Source organism: Prosthecobacter sp. (assembly GCF_049294395.1).
Classification (GTDB): Bacteria; Verrucomicrobiota; Verrucomicrobiia; order Verrucomicrobiales; family Verrucomicrobiaceae; genus Prosthecobacter.
Window position 1 is genome coordinate 1 of the sequence record NZ_JBAQCR010000015.1, and the last position, 19,322, is coordinate 19,322.

Sequence of the window (19,322 nt, forward strand, 5' to 3'; positions counted from 1 at the left end):
GCTTTACAAAGGAGGCGCTTCCTTGAAACTGTTTCACTCCATCCAAAGCCGCATCACACTGAGTGTGTTGTCGTTTGGTCTTCTGATGATTCTGCTCAACAACTGGAGAAATCAGCATTGGCTGAAAGACCGTCGGCTCGTACGCCTGGAGCAGGAGGCTACTGAAACAGGCAGCCGCCTGGCCGGCCTGCTGCAGCACCTGTCCCGCAAGCAGCAGGAGCGTGCCGCCGAACTCGAGATGGCCTACGTGTCCCTTTCTGCCGACGTGGATCTGGGCCTTGTATGCAACAAGGAGGGAATCGTCAGCTGTTCCACCCACATGCAATGGAAGCGGATGGACGTCCTGAAAACACCGCTGGCAGCAGAATGGCAGCGGCACGCTTCTGTGCTGGACACGATGGCGCCTACATTTGAATGGAACGCTGAAAAAAACAGCCTGGTGGTGATGGTGCCTTTCTTTGAAACTTACGAATCCAACAGCCGCGCTGCGATCTTGATTCGCTACGATGCCACCATGGCGCTGGTCGAGGTAAATGAGGAAGCCTGGCAGGAGTCTTTGCGGCAGGCCGGGGTGCTGCTGGCATCATGCCTGCTGCTCTGGTTCGCCCTGGACGAACTCATCACGCGCAGGGTGCGCCGGGTGGTGGAAATTTTGCGAGCCGCCAGCTCCACGAACGGCCTCCCGATGACATTGGAGGGGCATGATGAGCTCTCCATGATCTCCGTGGAATTTGCCGGGGCTTTGACCAAGCTCAGGACGGCGGAAAACATGGTGCTCGAAGCCGCAGAACAGGAGCGCAGGAAGATCGGCAGAGACTTGCATGATGATCTCTGTCAAAGACTCTCAGCGATCAAAATGAAAGCAGGGGTCGTGCAAGGGATGATCCATGAAAAAGATGGCAAGATAGCCGCCCTCGCCGGGCAGGTGGCTGAAGAGCTCTCAGAATCGACCGTGATCGCGCGCAGCATGGCGTGGGGGCTTGCTCCTGTGGGCATCGAGAATCACGGATTGAAAGATGCGCTGGAGAATGTGCTGGGGTTTGCCGAGAAGTCATACATGGTGCGGTGCTCGCTCGACTATTCCGATTTGAGCCCATCACTCACCGGGAGCTCCCAGGAACTGCTCTTCCGGATTGCGCAGGAACTGGTCATCAACGCCTGCAAGCATTCCAAGCCGGATGTCATCACCATCACCGTAAGAATGGAAGATGCCAATGTGGTGTTGAGCGTTATTCATGATGGAACTCCATTTACAGAACGCACCGCATCGGACGGGCATGGCATGGGCCTGCATCTCATGGGCCAGCGGCTGCGTACACTCTCTGCAACACTGGAGAGAACCATTGAAAAAGGCGAACGGGATTTCTCGATTGCCATTGTGCGGATTCCGCTAAAGAATCCATGATACAAAAACGGGCGGTTGCCCACGAGAACCTCGCACCCATGAAAGCCAATCCCACACAAGCCGCCATACGAATTGCCATCGTGGATGACCACACCATGATGCGTGAGGGATGGCGGCTCTTCATTGAAAATGCCGCAGATCTGGCTTTTGCCTGGATGGCCGGAGACGCCTCTGAGGCGGTGCGCAAAGTGGACGAGGACACACCGGATGTACTCGTCGTGGATATTTCGCTGCCAGACCGCTCAGGGCTTGAACTCATCAAGGATCTTCGCCTGCTGCGCCCGAAGCTGCCCATGATTGCCATTTCCATGCATGATGAGAAGCTCTATGCGCAACGCGCCCTCAAGGCAGGAGCACGCGGCTATGTGATGAAGAGCGCCCCGCAAAAGGTGCTGGAACAAGCACTGCACCGTGTGGCGAGCGGCGGCATAGCGGTCAGCGAGGAAATGTCCGAGGAAATCCTGAAAGCTTTTTCCTCCGGCAATGCCGCCGAATCCAAGGATTCCATCTCAGAGCTGAGCGACCGTGAGTTTGAAGTCTTCGTGCTGATCGGCCAAGGGAAGAACACAGGTCAGATCGCGGAGGCGCTGCGAATCAGCACCAAAACCGTGGATGTTCACAAAATGAACATTCGTGCAAAACTGGGGATGAATGAGACGGGCGAACTGGCTTATTTCGCCATTCGATGGGCGGAAGGGCAGAAAGCGAACTGAGCGCAAGCGATTTCCTGGAGCCAATTGGACTGCTGAATTTGCAGTTCTTTAAGAGCTGCCAGCCTCTGATTTTACAGCGGCGTCCATTGGTGTTGATCCCCATGGCAGAGCTGGCTTTCCGGCATCTATTCTCATGCCATGTTTTTCATGCCGTGACAGATCTCTGCTGAAGACCGCAAGAGACCCCATGGGGCTGGCTGGCATTATTCCAGCCAGCCAGCACCGGGGCGAATGAGTGCGCCGGCAAAATTTCAGACATTGCGGCGGCGACGGCGCATGCCCAGGCCCAGCAGGCCAAACATAAGCAGCAGCAGGCGACCAGGCTCAGGCACAACCACAACGATGATGCCCTGCGTATCGAACAGGCTCACGTCCCACCGGAATCCGGACCCGAGTTCAAACAGATCAAGATCTGTGCCGGTCTCTGCACCGGTGCGCAGGTAGCTGCCGTTGTAGAGGACCCCGCCGACATTGTAGGTCAGGTTAGCGCCGTTCCAGTCGAGGAGTTTGAACACATCCCCTGCGGTGGCATTGTAGCCGTTGTTAACGAGGGTGATTTTGGAGCCTGTAACAATGGTCAATGCACCGCCAACAAGGATCTGATCGTGCTGAGCGCCGGTCACCGGATCATTGAGGAGGTGACTGTAAGTCGGATCAGTGGTGATGCCATTGATCCATGTGCTGTAGCCCGCAGTATCGTAACCGACCGTATTCATGGCGGTATAGCTGGAACGTTGGGCTTGGAGAGTGATGTCCGAGGTGGCGCCAAAGGTGGCCGAGGAGACAAAGGTCAGCGTCCCCATGGATGCCCCGGCTTCGTCGCCAGGGCTAAGTTGGCCAAGAATGGTCGCGGCACCTTGAATCTGGCCGGTCCCAGCGACGGTGGTGCCAGCAGCGGATGAGAATCCAGCAGCATTAACGGCTCCCGTATCCCCCACATTATTGCGCCCCACCTGCAGGATGCCGGCGGCTACCGTCGTCGTGCCAGTGTAGTCGTTGTCCAAGGTCATCGTGGCCCAGCCATCGCCTGCTTTGACCACATTCAATGCAGCGGAGGCCGTAGGGCTGGCACCTGGAGCAAAGAACTGGCTGTTCATAGTGCCGTCACGGAATTTGGCGTCCCACAACACTTCCGTGGAGGCCGGTGTGCTTTGAGTAATGGTCAGCGTGCCTTCGGTGGCGGCGGCGTTTTCAATGATTTCGGTGCTGCCATTGGTGCTGCCACCCATCGCGCCAGTGTCGCCGATGTAGGGGCCGACGCCGCCATTGGTGCTCAGAGAGCCGATGGTGCGGGCGCCGCCACCGGTCTGCAGGATGGAGTTGTATCCCATGTCCACATCGTTGGCAGCGGTAAGCGCCTTGGTGTTTTCCAGGCGAAGAATGGTGGTCTGATCCTGGTCGTAACCGGTGTTGGCGCTGATACGGACATCACCTGTCCATCCGCTGTTGTCGGCCTTGAGCACGGCGTAGTTGTAGGTTCTACCGCTGGTGTTGTCGTTGGCACCGCCAGCGTCGTCACCGTAGAAGGTGATGTTGCCGCTGGTGGTGGTGCCGTCGAGAAGGCGGCCGTTGAAGTTGATGTAGTTCTGGCTGCCACCGTTCTCAGCGCCGTCGTTCATGTAAACGAGGAGGCTGTCGTTCAACGTGATGTCTCCATTGATGTTGATCAGATCGCCGTTGCCGACGGTTTCGATCGAGAGCTGTTTCGTCTGGGTGGGGTTGTAAACGACATTGATGTTATGATTGATTTCAATGGTGTAATTCTGAACCACATCCTGGTTCGAGATCACCAGTCGCGCCGTCCCCTGGCGGTCAGCAGACCCCAAGGTGATCGTCTTACCCGTCAAATAGCCGGTGCCAAAGACATCCGCCTGATACATGCCATAGACAGTGCCCTGCTTCACGATCAGGTTGCCAGTCCAGTCGGGACTGTTGTTGCGGAACTCCATCTGTCCGATGCCGTCCTTGATGATGTCGCCGTTTCCGGTGAGGAAGCCTGCGCCATTGCTGAAGCGCATGGTCTGCCCGCTGAGGACATCAAAGGTGGTGGTGCCCTCGATCGTGATGAAGCCGTTGAGATTCACGGTGCGAACGGCCGGGTTGGCAAAGCCCGCTGGTGTGGCGACACTCGGGTCCAGACTGCCGACAGTCACGTAATTGCTGCCCTTGAAGGTGATCCATTCTTCAAGATTCCAGTCCACGGCACCGTTCATCGCTCCCATCTGGATGGCCAGGTTCGTTCCGCTGCGCAGGATCGTGCCATCCGCAAAGGAGTTGTTGGTGCCGAGAATCGTGGAAACCTGAGAGGTTGTGGCCGTGGTATTGTCCCCGTTCAGTCGCAGCGTGCCTTCGCGGATATCGAGCAATCCCTGGAAATTGGCGTTGTTTCCAGTGTTCAGCGTGCCTTCCAGCGTCAGTGTTCCAGCGCCGACTTTGACGATGTCACCGCGATACAGAGCGGTGGAAGCCAGGGTTCTGACACGCAACTCGGCTGCGCCATCGACCACGTCAATGGTGCCACCTGCGCCGGTGGCAGTCACACCGCGGTTGCCGAGATCAGCATATCCGGTGCCGGTATAGCGCAAGGTGCCGCCGCCAAATGTGATCTGGTCCACGGTGGCCGCGCCAGGATTGACACCGAGCTGGGACACATCGCTGATGGAGAGAATTGCACCATTGATGAAGGTCTTTCCGGTGTAGGTGTTCGCGCCGTTGAACACCACGACACCGGAGGTGCCGATGCTGGCGGCGTCCACCGTGCTAGGGCCAGTGATCGTCACATTGATCGCACCTGTGATAGGCACGTTCACATTCAGATTGCCAGTGCCGAACTGGTGGAAAATAAGCTCGGAACGTCCGCCCGTCGTCGTGAGGGCCGCGCCAGCACTGCCATTGATGGTCTTGTTTGCCGCTCCTACATTGCTGCTCACCAGGATGGCACCGCCTGAGGAGGCGACTCCGGTGCCGGCAATCGTCAAAACACTGCTGCCGAGATCGATGACGCCGTCTGCGCTGGTGTCAAAACGCAGGGTGCTGATGGTCAGCGCAGAACCGCGCGTGCCGCTGAAGCCAGCACCACCGTTTTCGGAGATGTTGCCGCTCGCAGACCAGCTGGACACATCATTGTTGTAGTCGCTCGCGACACGAATCGTGCCGAAGGAACCCACGTCATTGCCACTGGCGCTAGCCACCATGGCGAAGTCTGTGGCAGTGCGCAGCTGTGAGCCATAGGTCAGCCAGGCAATGATGGCGTCCTTGGCTGCCGCAGTGGAACTGACATTGAAGTCGAGGGTGATCTGAGCGGTGCCGCCTGCCGCGTTGTCCTCGACAAGGTTGGCAGTGGCTCCCAGAGCACGGGTGAAGTTGCTGGTGGTGTTGTTGGCATTGGCATTGCCCATGTTGATGGTCATGTTGCGGGCCGTGCCTGCATTGGTGGTGCGAGCCACGATTTCATTGCCTCCGAGGGTGAAATCCAGCACCCGGATGGCGGCATTGTTGGTGGCGAAGGCGGTGGTTGTGTTGGCATCACTGCTTGCCAGTGCGATCACAGTGCCGCCGTCAAACCGCGCATTCAGGCTGGCCACCAGCGCCTGCACCGTGGTGCCGGTGTGGTTTAGAACCAAGGTGCCGCCTGCGAGGACGAAGTTGGCATCCGAGGCAGACGCAAGCCCTGTGTTCTGCAGGATGACTGTTCCGCGACCTTGTTTGAGGAAGCCAAAGTTTGGCGCGCTGGTGCTGCCGGTGTTGCCAGTGATCACCTGATTGATGACCACGGTGCCACCGCTCTGCGCCTGAAGATTGGCCACAATGCTGCCTGTCACAAGCGTGCCTGTGCCAGTGCCGAAAGTCACCGTGCCATTTTCATTCAAACCGCCCACGTATTTGGCTCCCGTGCCAACCATGGACCAGGCGGCCATGTTGAAGGACTGACCGGCCCGGGTCAGGAAGAGAGAGCTGAACGAGTTGGCAGTATTCCCCATCACAAACCCCTGCATGGTTGTGCTGCCATTGATGGCAAAAGAGGTGGTGTTCGAATCTGCATTCGGTATGCGGCTGATGGCGGTGTTCGTCCAGAATCCGCTGCCATCATTGCCCGCAGCATTGGGGTCATAGTTGATCAACATGTCTCCACGCAGGAGAGAGAGACGCCCGGCTGCATTGTACTGCTTCTCGAAGATGAAGCTCGTCTGGTCATTGCCGGCGGCAAGGTTGACACGCAGCACTTCATTCTCGTTGGTGCGAACGCCGGCCAGGGTCGGCAGAGTGGAGATCACATCGGCGATAGGAATGGCGTTTCCGCTGCCATCAGCCTTGTCTCCGAAGGTGCCGCGGAAGATGAATGCCTGCATCAGTTCACCCGAAGTGTCGAACTGGACAATGCGGGAGTCGATCTGCGTGATGTCATTGCTGATGGCAGTATTGCCACCAACAATGTTGCCGTTGATGATGGTGTTGCTGTTGCCATCGAGGCGGATGCGCGGCGTGAAAATCGTCTGGCCAGCAAGATCCACGTTGTCGATGGTGATGTTGCCAAAATAGTTCAAGGTGCGGCTGAAATTGCGGAGGATCTGCTGATCGCCTGAAAGCACGCCAATATAGATGTCCTCACGCGCGGTTGCGGTGCCGATCTGGACACCTGCAGTGGAGCTGAGATTGCCGCTGCCTGTGATGACAACGCCGTTGCCATCGCCCCCCGCCCCGAGTCCGGTGCGACCATTGGTGACCTGCAGATCCCCCTCACTGATACTGGTGATGCCGGTATAAGTGTTGTTGCCAGCCAAAACCAGCTGAGCGAAGCCGGTCTTGAGCAAACCTCCTGTGCCCATGATGTTCGACCGGACATGCAGTGTGCCTGTGCCAATGGCTCCCGAGGTGGTGAGATAATAGCCATTTTGGGCATTGAAGATGGCTTCACGGCTGCCGAAATCGAGATTTCCGCCCAGAATGTAAGTGGCAGCATCCGCTGTGTTGCCCACTGCAAAAGTGGCGCTGCTGACCATGCCGGAAGAGATGGTCAGGGTGCCGTCCACATAAAGCAGAACCGCGTGATGGTTCGTGTAGCTCGTCAATGCGGTGGTGTTGTTCACTGAGCCGCCGGAACCATTGTTGTCAAAGACCGGGCCGAAGCGCAGCGCGTTGATCGCGGTGCTTTCTTTCATCACGGTGGCCAGATCATTGAGGCTCACATTCTGGTTCAAACCCAGAGCGGTGCTGTTGCCCAGGAGGCCGCCGGAGGCCGTGAAGTATTCCGAGTCATCGAGCGGACGAAGGTAGCCGCCCTCATACGTCATGAAGTTGCTGCCGCCCAGATATTGCAGGTTGCGCTGCTGGTTCCAAAGATCACTGACGTTGGCATTGTTGAAGCCCAGGATGCGGAAGTCCGTGTCCAGTCCAAGCGGAATGACGCCCCCGAGAATGCCGACGGCGATCTGTTTGTCGGTGGCGATGGTGTTGTTTCCCACCAGGGTGGTGCCAAGAGAACCCACGGCCACACGGACACTGTCCCCTGCCGCCGCAGTGCTGAAGGTGGAGGTGGCATCCAGATCCACGAACCGCACGACAGCACCCGCAGAGCGGTTCAGCGTGTTGACGGTGAGCGTCATGTTGGTGCCTGCGCCATCCGTAGGATAGAAATCCACAATGTTGGTGCCTGACTGAACATTGACCGTGCCCAGCGTTTCCGTGTTGTTGACCGTGCCACCGTTGAGACGCAGCCAGCCATTGCTCATATTGGTGATGGCGCTGTCATTGATGCGGTCATTGTTGTTGCCGCCGGTAGCACCAGAGGTCGCATCGAGACGGTTGGTATTGTCCAGGGTGATCATGCCCCGGCGCTGGAGGTTGATGGTGGTCACACCCGAAAGCACGCCGTTGACGCCATTGAGTGTAAGGCCCCACTCCGCCCAGCCTTCAGCCAATCCCTGAGTGGGGTAGTTCACGCCGTTGATCGCATATGTATGGCTTTCCCAAGGCACGGCGGCGTAGCCGTAACGCAGCACGTTCAAATCTCCGGTGAACGTATTGTTGGCGGTCAGACGCAGCTCGCCGAACCCGATTTTTGTAAAACCACCCAGCCCCTGGATCACCCCGCCAATCACCAGCTTGGATGCCGGCGATTCCGTTGTATTGCCCTGCTCGGCGACGGTGTAGTTGCCAATGGAGTCGGAGATGATGATGTTCCGATCAGCGGTTCCTGTCAGATTGAGTTTCCCATCCAAAAAGGTGGAGCCGTCCTGAATGGTGAAGAAATCAAGCTGAAGGTAGTTGTAGCCACTGTTGGCAGCGGCGATCACGCCATTCATGGTGATGTCCACCGTGTTGTGGGTGTTGAACTGGTTTTCAAAGAGCAGACGCGCACCCGTGTTTGCTCCAAGGCCGAGTGCTGCGTTTGTTGCATCCGCCTGAATCTGGCCACCATAGCCGATTTCGATGCCGTTGGTGATGTCCGAACTTTGAATACCGTTGTCGGCAATCGAAGCAGACACTTCATGCCTGAAGCGTACGCTGCTGCCACGGATCACCAGACTGTCGAGCGCACTGGAGAAGCTTGCGTCTGCAAACACCATGTTGTCCGAGGCATTGCGACCTCCGATGATGGTGAGGATCTTGTTGTTGCCTGCGATGACCGGGCGATTGCGGGTGAACGCACCAGTCAGGCCGTTGGCGTTGCTAAGATTGGTGTCATACGTGCCGATCACGAAGGCTGACGCATTGACCGTACCGCCGCTGTTGATGGTGGCGTTGTCATCGAGGGTCAGGAATGAAATCTGCCCTGTGCCGGAGGAATTGCGCAGAGCTCCCGTGCCATTGAAGCCCGTGCCGGCGATTTTGAAGATTTCACGGAAAGGATCGCTGTCATCTCCGAGATTGAGCGCCTGACCACGCAGATCCACCGAGGCTCCGGCAGCGACGACGGTTTCATTGCCAACCCCAAAAGCACCCAGCGCACGCGCACCACCGACATAGAGGATGCCCTCGTTAACCATGATCTGACCGAGGAGAGTCGCGCCCTTGTTGATGCCGGTGTACCCATCATAAACGTCAGAGAAGTTGTTGGCGCTGATCTGCATGATGCCGGAGCCGGTCTTGGTGAAACCATTCTGCGCATAAACGATGCCAGAGATGTTCAGACCGACACTGCCAGTATTGGCTGCCACCGGGATATTGAATGTGAGACCGGCCGCCGTCGTGTTGTTCATGGTCTGCTTGCCGCTCAAGGTGCCCGCTGCAGCTGCAAGGGTCGTCACGGTGGCACCATCATTGTAAGTGATGTATTCGCCGGTGTTACGGCTGTCATTGAACTGCAGAATGCCTGAACCACCGATGGTGGTGATGCCGCGCACATTGCCCAGTGCATTATTGTTCCCGTTGATCTGGATCGTGCCGCCATTGACGACGATGTCGCCATAGAAGTTGCTGTTGTCGTCGTCGAAGAGCAGCACCCCTGAATTGCCGGTGTCGAGAATAATCGTGCCATCCCCGGTGATGGTGCCCGTGTTGTAGACAGCAGTATTGGTGGTGAGGAAGCGAAGCACCGACCCGGCACCCATGTTGATGACGTTGCCCTGAGGCGAGACGCCGTAGCCGCCAAGGAAAGCGTTGGTGGCAACGGTGGGTGCGGCCGCCGTGCCGCCCACCTGGATTTCTCCTTCATTCAGGTTGAGAGCACCGCTGTAGGTGTTGAGGGCATTGAGGTAAACCTTGCCCGTGCCAGATTTGGTCAGAATCTGTGCACCTGTATTGTTCTGAATGACGGCATCAATTTGGAGCGCCCGCGCGCTGTTTTGCAGGATGATCAGAGTCTCAAGCCCGGCCGTCGTCGCCGCATTCTGAATGAAGCCGTTGCTGATGATGACATCCCCCGCGTTCACGTTGGGGGTGATGAGAAGGCCACCGCCCGTCATGGCCAGCACTCCGCCACCGAGATTAAGGGTGCCGCCACCGGCTGTGTTGAATCGCAGAGTGTTGGCAGCCGTGCCTGTGATTGAGAAATTAGTCACGTCCACGTTGTTCGTGGCCGCGTACGTGTTCACGCTGTAGGCAGTGTATGCGGTGACCGGACCGTCGCCACCGTTGGTGGAGTTCATCGCCCAATCGGTCTTGCCCACAGTAGCGTAGCCACCAAGAATGCCGTTCGTGTTGGTCGTGTCCACCTGCGCGATTCCTGCAGCACCGAAGTCGATGGTGCCGCCGACATTGCGCGTGATGGCATTCATGCGAAGAACAGAAGTGCCGCTGGTGCGGGTGACCGCGTTGGCTCCAGGAGCGATCGTGGTGGCACTCACCACTTCGATGTGGCTGCCTCCGTTGAGGTTGATCGTGCCACCCGATGTGCCGAGGATTTTGGTCTGCCCAGGAACATTGGCGTCCACTCCGACAGTTGTCAGCGCGGTGATGGTGCCCAGGGTCAGGGCGGCAGCGTCAGCCAGCTTGCTGTTGTTGTTCGTGCTGTAGTCAAGAACGAGCGTGCCATCGCGCACCACCGTCTGGCCTGTCCATCCGGAACCATTGACGCCCGAAAGAATGACGCTGCCTTTGCCAAAGATGAGCAGGGTGCCGCTGCCGGTGACCGCCGAGGTGGAGTTGTTGAACTCCACGGAGGCTCCTGCATCGACGGACAGGCGCAGCTGGTTGGTCAGGGTGAGCAGTCCGGTCAGAACACTGGTGCCGCTGGTGACCCCCAAGCCGCCGTCTGCGACGGAGTTGGTGATGTTGTTGGCCAAGGTGATGCCAGTGCGGATTTCCAAGCCATTGCCTGAAGCACCGTTGACGGTGATGGTACCGCTTCCCAGTGCGTTGCCAGCGCGGATGGCCAGTGTGCCGGCGGTGATGGTCGTGCCACCCGTGTAGGTGTTCCCCGCACTTGGATCAATGACCCACATGCCGCCGTCCACTTTTGCGAGGGAGGTGGCTCCGCCTTGATCGGTGATCTTGAGGCTGAAGGTATTGTCGCTGATCGTCGTGCCGCCCAGGGTGAGTGTGCGCGCGCCGTTGCCGGTGAATACGATGGACCCCGTGTTGCTGAAGGTGAGAGTCGGATTCGTCGTGCCAATAAGGGTGCCTGAAGCATTGATACGAGCAGCCAGAGCGCCGAGTCCCATGGTGAAGAGACGATCGGTGCTTTGATTCGTCAGGCCCTGCCAGGTGAGAATACCGCCTTGATTTGCCGCAGTGTTGCTCACGAAGACGAGATTTCCTGCGGCATTGCTTGAAGCGCCGACGCCGCTCGCGATCCCGCCGTCGGCAAGATAGTAGATGGTCATGCCTGCGCTGGCAGTGGCACCACCGGTGGCACCGATGGTGGTAATGCCCGTGTAAGTGTTGCGTGCGCTGCTTGTCAAAGTCGCAGCAGTGGAGGATGACACCGTGCGAGTGAGGTTCCCTTCACCCGAGAAGAAGCCGTTCATGGTGCTGCTGGCCCCTGTGATGGAGAGAGTCTGGCCGGAAACTATTTCAGCCTCAGTCAGCACATCGCCCGTCAGGGTGGCAATGGTTTCGGAGTTGATGATTCTCAACTTCGCGGTGCCGGAGTAGATGCCGTCGCCGCCATCTCCATTGAGAGCCACACCGACAGTGTCCAGAATTGCCGCACCGCCGGCGAGTTCAAGAGTGCCATTGTTGATGATGAGAGTTCCGGTGAAGGTGTTTGCGCCACTGAGGCGCCAGGTGCCAGCCCCCTCTTTGATCACCGCCGTAGCCTGGCTGGTGGTAGGATTGCTGATGATACCAGCAATGGTGTTGGTCAGGGTGTTGGAGCCATCAAGCAGCCAGTTATGCGTGCCCGTGGTTCCAGAGGTGAGTGCACCGTTGATGATGATCTGCTTCACTCCGTTGTTGATCAACTGGCCACCCGTGGTGTTCCCGGTTGCGGCAGTGACCAGTGCCCAGGTGATGTTGCTGGCAAAGGTGGCGACTCCAGCATTGGGGTCATTGAAAATGATGGTGCCCACGTCAGCACTGTTGGGTGCGATCGTGTTGGTGCCCTGGCCGAAGCCGCCATCACCAATCTGGTCGCCGTTCCCATACTGATCGTAGCGGCGGCCATTGAAGTTGTTGCTGCCGAGAGTGATGCTGCGAGCCACATTGGTGTTGCCCATGACGCTGGTGTTTTCCGAGCCGTCGCCAAGATCCCCCTGCAGTTCAAGCATGCCGACATTGACTGTGATGCTTCCGCTAAAATCATTGCCGGCGTTGGTCAGAGCCCAGCGGCCCGAGATGCCGTAGCGGTCATCGTCAGTCACATTGCCCATGGCGATGGAAAGGACATTGGCCCCCTGAGAAATGACACCCGTGATCTGGTTGGTGATTGGGTTGAAGTAACCACCAGTCTGACCGGTAAGTTGAAGGGTGTTGGTGGCGGTCGCAGTAATGCTGCCGCTGAGAATGAGCGCTCCGCTGCCATTGGCGGTGATACGGTTGCTTCCAGTGCTGGTAATAGTCGCAGCAGTGCCGGCCAGAATGATGTTTCCAGCATAGGTTTCCCCCGCTCCGACATAGTCAATGGAACCGGCCCCGGTGCCGGCACCGAGTGTGACCGAGCTGAAGGAGCCGATGGCATTGGCGAGGTTGGCGGTCTGGATTCCACCGCTGCTGTTGTCAGAAAGCCTGCCGAGCAGCAACGCACCGGTGTTGGTATTGGTGCCATACATGGCCATGAAGTTGCCACCACCAAGAGTCAGATTGCCCGAACCTTGGAATGAGCCTGCGATCAACTGAGTCCCGCCGTCATCGACGGTCAGCGTCTGACCAGCACCGATGAGGGTGATGGCACCACGCTGCATGTAGAGCTGGCCAATGGTTTCCGTATTGGCAATGCTCAGCGTAGCTCCGTTCAGAACGTGAGTGTCGTTATCATCAAAGATGGCCGAACCATTGGCGAGAACGACCGTGCCTTTGTCAATGTAGGTGCTGCCGGTATTGAATGTATTGACACCCGCGAGGGTGGTGACGCCCGAATTCTGGAAGACCCAAACGTTGTTGCCAGAGAGCACCCCGTCGTAGGTGTTGCTGGCGCTGCCGCCAAACACCACGGTGCCGTTGTTGATGATGTTCAGCCGATGAGTGCTGTCAGCGTTGACGAGGGTGCTGTTGATGAAGAGGATGCCGCCGCTCTCAGATTGGAGAATGGCGACCTGGGTGTTGGGAGCTCCCGTGGTGGAGCCGATGGTCAGATTGCCGGTCAAGGTGATGTTGCCCAGTCCCTGGCGCAGCAAAGTGGCATTGCGAGCCGTGGTGCCATCGGTGTTGGGATTGAGCGTGATGTTATTGGCGACGATCGTGTCTGCAATCAGGTGCCAGCGCAGGTCGGTTGAACCACTGGTCGTGGACTGCAGGATCACATCGCCCGTGCCGAGAGATCCGGTGTAAGTATCATTGCCGATGCGCAGAGAGACGCCAGCATTGACGGTCTGGAGCCCCAGAGTGGTCGTGCCGGAGTAGGTGTTGTCCGAAGTCAGGTAAACCGTGCCACGAGACTGAATGAAATTGCCGGAGCCGGAGATATTGTTGCCCAGCACCAGGTGGCCGTCGTTGGTGTTCGTGATCAGAGTGCCGTTGTTGACGATATCCGAACGGCTGCCGATGCCCCCAGCAGAGTTGTTGCCAAATTGAACGGTGGCGTTGGTTCCGATGGTGAGAGTGCCGTTCAGCTGATTGGCCGCATTGGTCAGCAGCAAGGCGCCTCCCACGATGGTGCTGTTGACGGTAAGACCGGTTCCTGGTGCCGAAATGATCTGCCCGCTGAGCACATGATTGAAGGCGGAGTTGAGACTGATGGTGCTGGCACTTCTCAACACCAAAGGAGCGGACAGAGTCTGCGCTGCTCCGCTGCTGATGGCCAGCGTGCCTCCATCAAGATTCAAGAGTTCGGTGATCGTGCCGCCCGCAGCGACATTGATTTTGAGCGTGCCACCAGCATTCACCGAAGTGAGGTTCGCCCAGCGGTTGGTGACAGCCGTGGCGGCAGCCCCAAGTCCGGAGTTGTTTTGGATTTCCAAAATTCCACCCCTGACGGTCACCCGGCCTTGGAAGGTATTGGTGCCGGTGATGGTGGTGGTGCCGGAACCAAGCTGTTCAAGGTTGCCCGCGCCTGAGATGACAGCGGCAATGGTCAGCGAGTTGCTGCGGTTGAAGCCGAGGGTGCCGTTGTTCAGAATGGCTCCGCTGCCCACCATGCCCGCAGCGCTGCCACCAACGGTGCTGTCGCCAAGCTGGAGGTAGCCGTAGCCAATGTTGGTGGTGCCCGTGCCGGTCATGTTGTTCGTGAGCAAGGTGCGCCCGCCACCGGTGGTGGTGAGGATGGTGTTGGCAGTACCGTCCACGTTGGAAAGCACCAAATCCCCCAGGACATTGTATTGATTGATGATCAGTTCATTGCCGGCGCCGGAGGTGAGGCTGGCGGAAATAGTGGAGGTATGCGCGCCCACGCTGCTGCTGACAAGAATGCCGCCCGTTTCAAGGGCCATCGTTCCGGTAATGTCTGCATCATTTGCTCCGCTAAAACGAATGGTCGCCGTGGTGGCACCTGCCACTGCGCCTGCGGCGGTGATGTCCGTATTGAGATTCGTGCCGAAAGCGTCTGCGGAATAGCTGGTGAGTCCGGATATGGCAGTGCCCGCTCCGTTGGAAACAGCCCAGGTGCCATCGCCAAACGTGGCCCAACCGCCGAGGATGCCACTGGCTCCATTGACAGTACTCGTCGCAGCAGCGCTTGTGCCCACGGTCAGGGTGCCACCCGCCGCACGCGTGATGGCTCCCAGATTGATGCCTGCGAAGCCAGAAAACTGGCTATACTCGGTCTCAGCATTGAAATGGATCAATGATTCAACCGATGACGCACCTGCATTGAGGGTCGTGGAAGCAACGGACTCCAGAATTCCAGTTCCCGTGCTGATGAGGCGAATGGTGCCGCCGTTCAAAGTCAGCGCCCCGACCGATGGCAGGATGTTGTTTCCTGCACCATAGTTCAGAATGATGGTCGAATTCGACGAGAGCGTGATGCCTCCGGTGTGAGCGAGGTTGCCAGAGAGTGTCAAGCCGCCAAAGTTGCTCAGAACCAGTGCACCTGCGCCGCTTGTAGCCCCAGAGAATCCAGTGGCGGAGACCGCACCGCTGCGAGCTTCGCGGAGGGTCAGCCCGAGTGTAAGCACCGCATTGCCTGTGCCGGCGAGCGACCCGATGGTGTCAGCCAATGTGACGGTGAGTTGAGTGCTGGTGCCGTTGAGATTGATACGGGCGCCATTAATCCCCGTGCTGTTGAAAGCACCACTTGCAGCATTGAGAGTCAGGGCCGCGTTAGTTCCCACATTGATGGTGCCACCAAAGCCCGTGCTGCTACCCGTCAAAGACAAGGTTTGTCCTGCGACGGTGGAATTGACGTTGATCACACTGTTGAGATTGCCGGTGAACACTGTCCCGATGGTCTGAGTGTTTTGATCCATGAGCGTCAGCGAACCGTTGACGAGCTGAATGGTGCCACCGGTGGATGAGGCAGCAAAACGGGAGACGGTTTGTGAGGTGCCGTTCACATCCAAGATGCCACTGACGCTGCGAATGCTGCTGGCCAGTGCCAGTGTGCCGTTTCCGCCTGTTCCTGGAGCACCAACACCTGCCGCGGCACCATAGATGCCCATGCGCAGAATGCCGCCGTTGGAGATGGTCTGTCCGGTGTAGGTGTTGGCACCACGAATCTCCAATGTTGAAGAACCGTCCTTCTGGAAGTCCCCTGCACCTGAAATGACGCCCCCGAAAACGGAGCTGGTGGAGGTGCTGGTGATGAGCCTGATGCCCGCCGTCTGGAGCACGATCAAGCCATCCACGCCATTGATGTAATTTGCATAAAGGCCGCCGACGTTGCCACTGGGGAAGACACGAGAGGCGCCTTTGCCACCACCCTGGAGGATGGCGATGGTATCATTGACCGTGACTCCTGAGGTGAATACGCCCCCATTGTTTTCGAGGAACAAGGTTTGCGCAGCGTCGAGACCAAACGCCCCAGAAGTGTTAAATCCGCCCTGGTTCACCAGGAGGGTTCCATCAAACGTAGCGCCATCCGAAACCGGATTGGTCCAAGTAAAGGTGCCTGAACCTTCCTTGATAAGCCAGGTGCCGCCAGCACCAAAGATCTGACCGTTGTATGTGGAGGTGCTGTTGTCCCCGCCGATGGCCAGCGCACCGATGCTGGTGCCGATAGTTCCGGCACCAAAACCTCCAGCGGTGAGAGCACTGAGATTGATGGTGGTGCTGGTGCCGTTGCCGCCACTGAGAGAACCCACACGCTCAAACGGCGTAAGATTGGTGGCATTGACTGCAAAGTTCAGCTTCTGAGTGCCCGAATTTGCAAAGACGATCTGAGAGTTGTCGCTCAAGACATCTTGGAAGGCATACCTGGCACCGTCCCAGATGCCGCCGCCCGCCCAGACCGTTCCTGCATTGATCGTGGTTGCACCAGAATAGGTGCTGAGTCCGGTCAGGAAAAGGTCGCCTGCACCATTTTTGGTAAAGCCCCCGAGCCCTGTCATGGCACTGCTCAGCACGCTGGTGGGAGTGATTGTCAGAGTAGGAATGTTGGTGACGGTCGCACCGGGGAGCTCATTAATGAGCACGTTGTTGCCATCGATGATCTGCAGGATGATGCCGGTGGCGTTGGTCATGCCGGTGCTGCCGGAGATCAGCATGCCGGCAGCCAGACCCGCAGTGCTCGAATCCAGTTTAATGACGCGGAAAGTGTTGTCGGAATCCGCCAGACCACTGATGATGGTGGGGGTGCCATTGGTGTAAGTCGTGGTCAGCGTGGCCCCGCCGCCAAGAGCGAGGATGGTGTTGCGGGTGCTGGTCAGTGAAGTGATGGTTTGGTTCGAATTCACGCCGAAAACCGTGTTCCAGCCCGCATTTCGAACATTCGCGGAGCTGGCAAGCGCCGCACCGCCGGAGAGAATCAACCCACCGCCCGACTGTCCGCCGTAGGTGCGGATGAGCACATCCCCGGTGAAGTCAGTGGTGCCCGCAAGAGTTTGCGTTCCGCTGCCCAGCTTGGTAAGACCACCTGTGCTGCCCCCCGTGATGGTGCCTGAGAAGACCGCGTCGGCGTTGTCCAAGCCCAGGGTGAGAGCGCCGGTGCCCGTCAGCAGGACGTTGCCTCCGTTGCTGCCACCGCCGGAAAGAGATCCCAGAGTTTCGCTGTTGCCGTTCAGATCCAGAGCGACACCTGCGGTGTTCGCCAACACCACGCCAGAACGATCTGGAATGATGGAGATTGGGCTGGCACTCGCGATTTGAATGACTCCGGTATTGATGATGGTGCTGCCCGTGTAGGCATTGCCACCCGAAAGGTACAGCATGGAGGAGGCACCATCCTTGACCAACGACACCGGACCGCGCTGAACGAAGCCATCCGTGTCCCCAATGGAACCGGTGAAGGTAAAGATGCCAGTGGACGAGCCCGTGAAGGTCAGCGACTTGGCCCCGGAAACCGTGGAGGTGGTGTTGCCTGTAAATGTCAATGCACCAGTGCCGTCATTCTGAATAACACCCCCACCGGTGGTGCCTGCGAGATTGATAATGCGGTCGGTCGTTTCACCGGCCCCTGTGTAAATCAGTGTACCAGTGTCCGCGCCTGAACCGAGAGACAATGTGCCGTTCGCCGCCGTGGTCTGCGCGCCCAGACTGCTGCTGCTCGAGCCACCAGAAACGTTGTTGATCGTGCTGACACTCAGCGCGCCGTTTTTGATCCAGGTGCGGCCCGTATAGGTGTTGGCACCCGTCAATGTCAGAGTGCCGGTTCCTGCTTTGGTGAAGTTCAGGGTGGAGTTGGAGCTGTTGGTGATCGTACCACCAAAGGTCGTGCTGGAATTGTCGCCTCCTGCCGTGAATGTCGAATTAGTGCCTGAAGCCGTGTTGGTGACAGTGCCGCCTGCAACAGCACTTTCACTGGCCAGAGAGCCAACTGCGCCATTGAAACCGTTCATGTCCAAGGTGCCGCCTGCAAGCACAGTCAGGGCAGTCAGGGTGGGCAGCGCATCGTTGAGGCCGTAGGTGATCTTGCCGGCCGTAATCGTCGTGGCTCCGACGTATGTATTGGCAACTTTGAACGTCAGATTGCCAGCGCCTGTTTTGTTGATGCCGGATGCTCCCGTTCCCGTCAGGGGGGAGCTGATATCCAAGGTGGCCAGAGTTGGGGACAGAACCTCACCATTCCACTGCACAGGACTGATATCGAAAGTGCGAACCGCTCCGTTGAGATCGACGGCACCGAGTCCGAAGAACACCAGCTGGTTGGTGCTGGCGGTGGCATTGGCATTCACAGAGAGGGTGAACTGTGTCCCGTTGACAATCGAGGCGATCGTTGCACCGGCTGGCACGCCAAGCCCGATGACCGGCGTACCAACAACCAGTCCTGCCGTGCTTGTGACTGTCACCGTGGCGTTGCCACTGGTGGTGGTGGCGGTCATTACCACGCCGAGCTGCGACACCGCCCCGAGGTTTTGGGAAGTTGCGCTCAAATTGCCATTCAAGGTGAAGGCACCTGTGCCAACGTTCAGGACCGGCGAGTTGCCACCGTTGTTGTTAAACACCACGCCGCCAACAGTCTGATTGAAGTTGTTTGTGTCGAATGTAGCACCGCCCTGGATGGTCAGGATGCCAGTGTGTGCCATTTGATTGGCAGCCCCCAGAATGACCTGCGTGTTGCGGTCCGTGTAAGCCGCCGGATTGCTGCTGTAGCCACCCGATACGGTCAGATTCCCAGGCACGGCAAAAGTCGTGACTCCATCCGCCAGGGCATTGTTCAGGACGATTCGCCCTGAGTTCACCCAGGTGCCACCCGTGTAGGTGTTGGAACCGGTGATGAACACATCATTGGTGGCGTTGAGAGTCCCGCGTCCCTGATTGCCATCAATTACAAGAGCCACCGCTCCACCAGCCGCATTGTTGACGATGTTTGCAGAGACTGTGACATCCGCATTGCCCGTGTTGTCCGCCTGATTATTGAGCCAGCTCAGGGCATGGAGGTAGAGATCGGCCGGACTGGAAGTGGTTCCGGCGGTCAAGGAACCATTGATGATGTTGATACTGTTGGCAGAGGCTGTGGTGGCGACAGGTGAGGCGATCAAACCGCCGCTGGCCAGCGTCAGGGTCTTGCCGCCCAGATCCAGCACGCTGCTGGCAGTAGCACCTGTGTTGGCCTGAAGGTTCAGGCTGTTGAGAGT

Annotated in this window: 3 protein-coding genes; 2 read left to right on the top strand and 1 reads right to left on the bottom strand. The window is 58.1% G+C overall.

The window, feature by feature from the left end; translation table 11 throughout:
* Positions 1–22 precede the first annotated feature (22 nt).
* Together WAW39_RS01000 and WAW39_RS01005 are read left to right on the top strand one after the other, a co-directional pair.
* The gene (locus WAW39_RS01000) at positions 23–1,405 is read left to right on the top strand and encodes a sensor histidine kinase (RefSeq protein WP_422314846.1); all 1,383 of its coding nucleotides are present in this window, start codon (positions 23–25) and stop codon (positions 1,403–1,405) included.
* A 38-nt stretch (positions 1,406–1,443) separates the two neighbouring features.
* Positions 1,444–2,118 (top strand): response regulator transcription factor, encoded by a 675-nt coding sequence (locus WAW39_RS01005; protein WP_422314848.1) that lies wholly within the window; start codon positions 1,444–1,446, stop codon positions 2,116–2,118.
* A gap of 251 nt (positions 2,119–2,369) precedes the next feature.
* Here WAW39_RS01005 and WAW39_RS01010 read toward each other — a convergent pair whose 3' ends face one another.
* Positions 2,370–19,271, bottom strand: a complete 16,902-nt coding sequence (locus tag WAW39_RS01010) for a beta strand repeat-containing protein (RefSeq protein ID WP_422314851.1) — start codon at positions 19,269–19,271, stop codon at positions 2,370–2,372.
* Between the last annotated feature and the right edge of the window lie 51 nt (positions 19,272–19,322).

Excerpts from the sequence above, each read along its gene's own strand:
- WAW39_RS01005 (WP_422314848.1), top strand. The coding sequence starts at position 1,444 with ATGAAAGCCAATCCCACACAAGCCGCCATACGAATTGCCATCGTGGAT.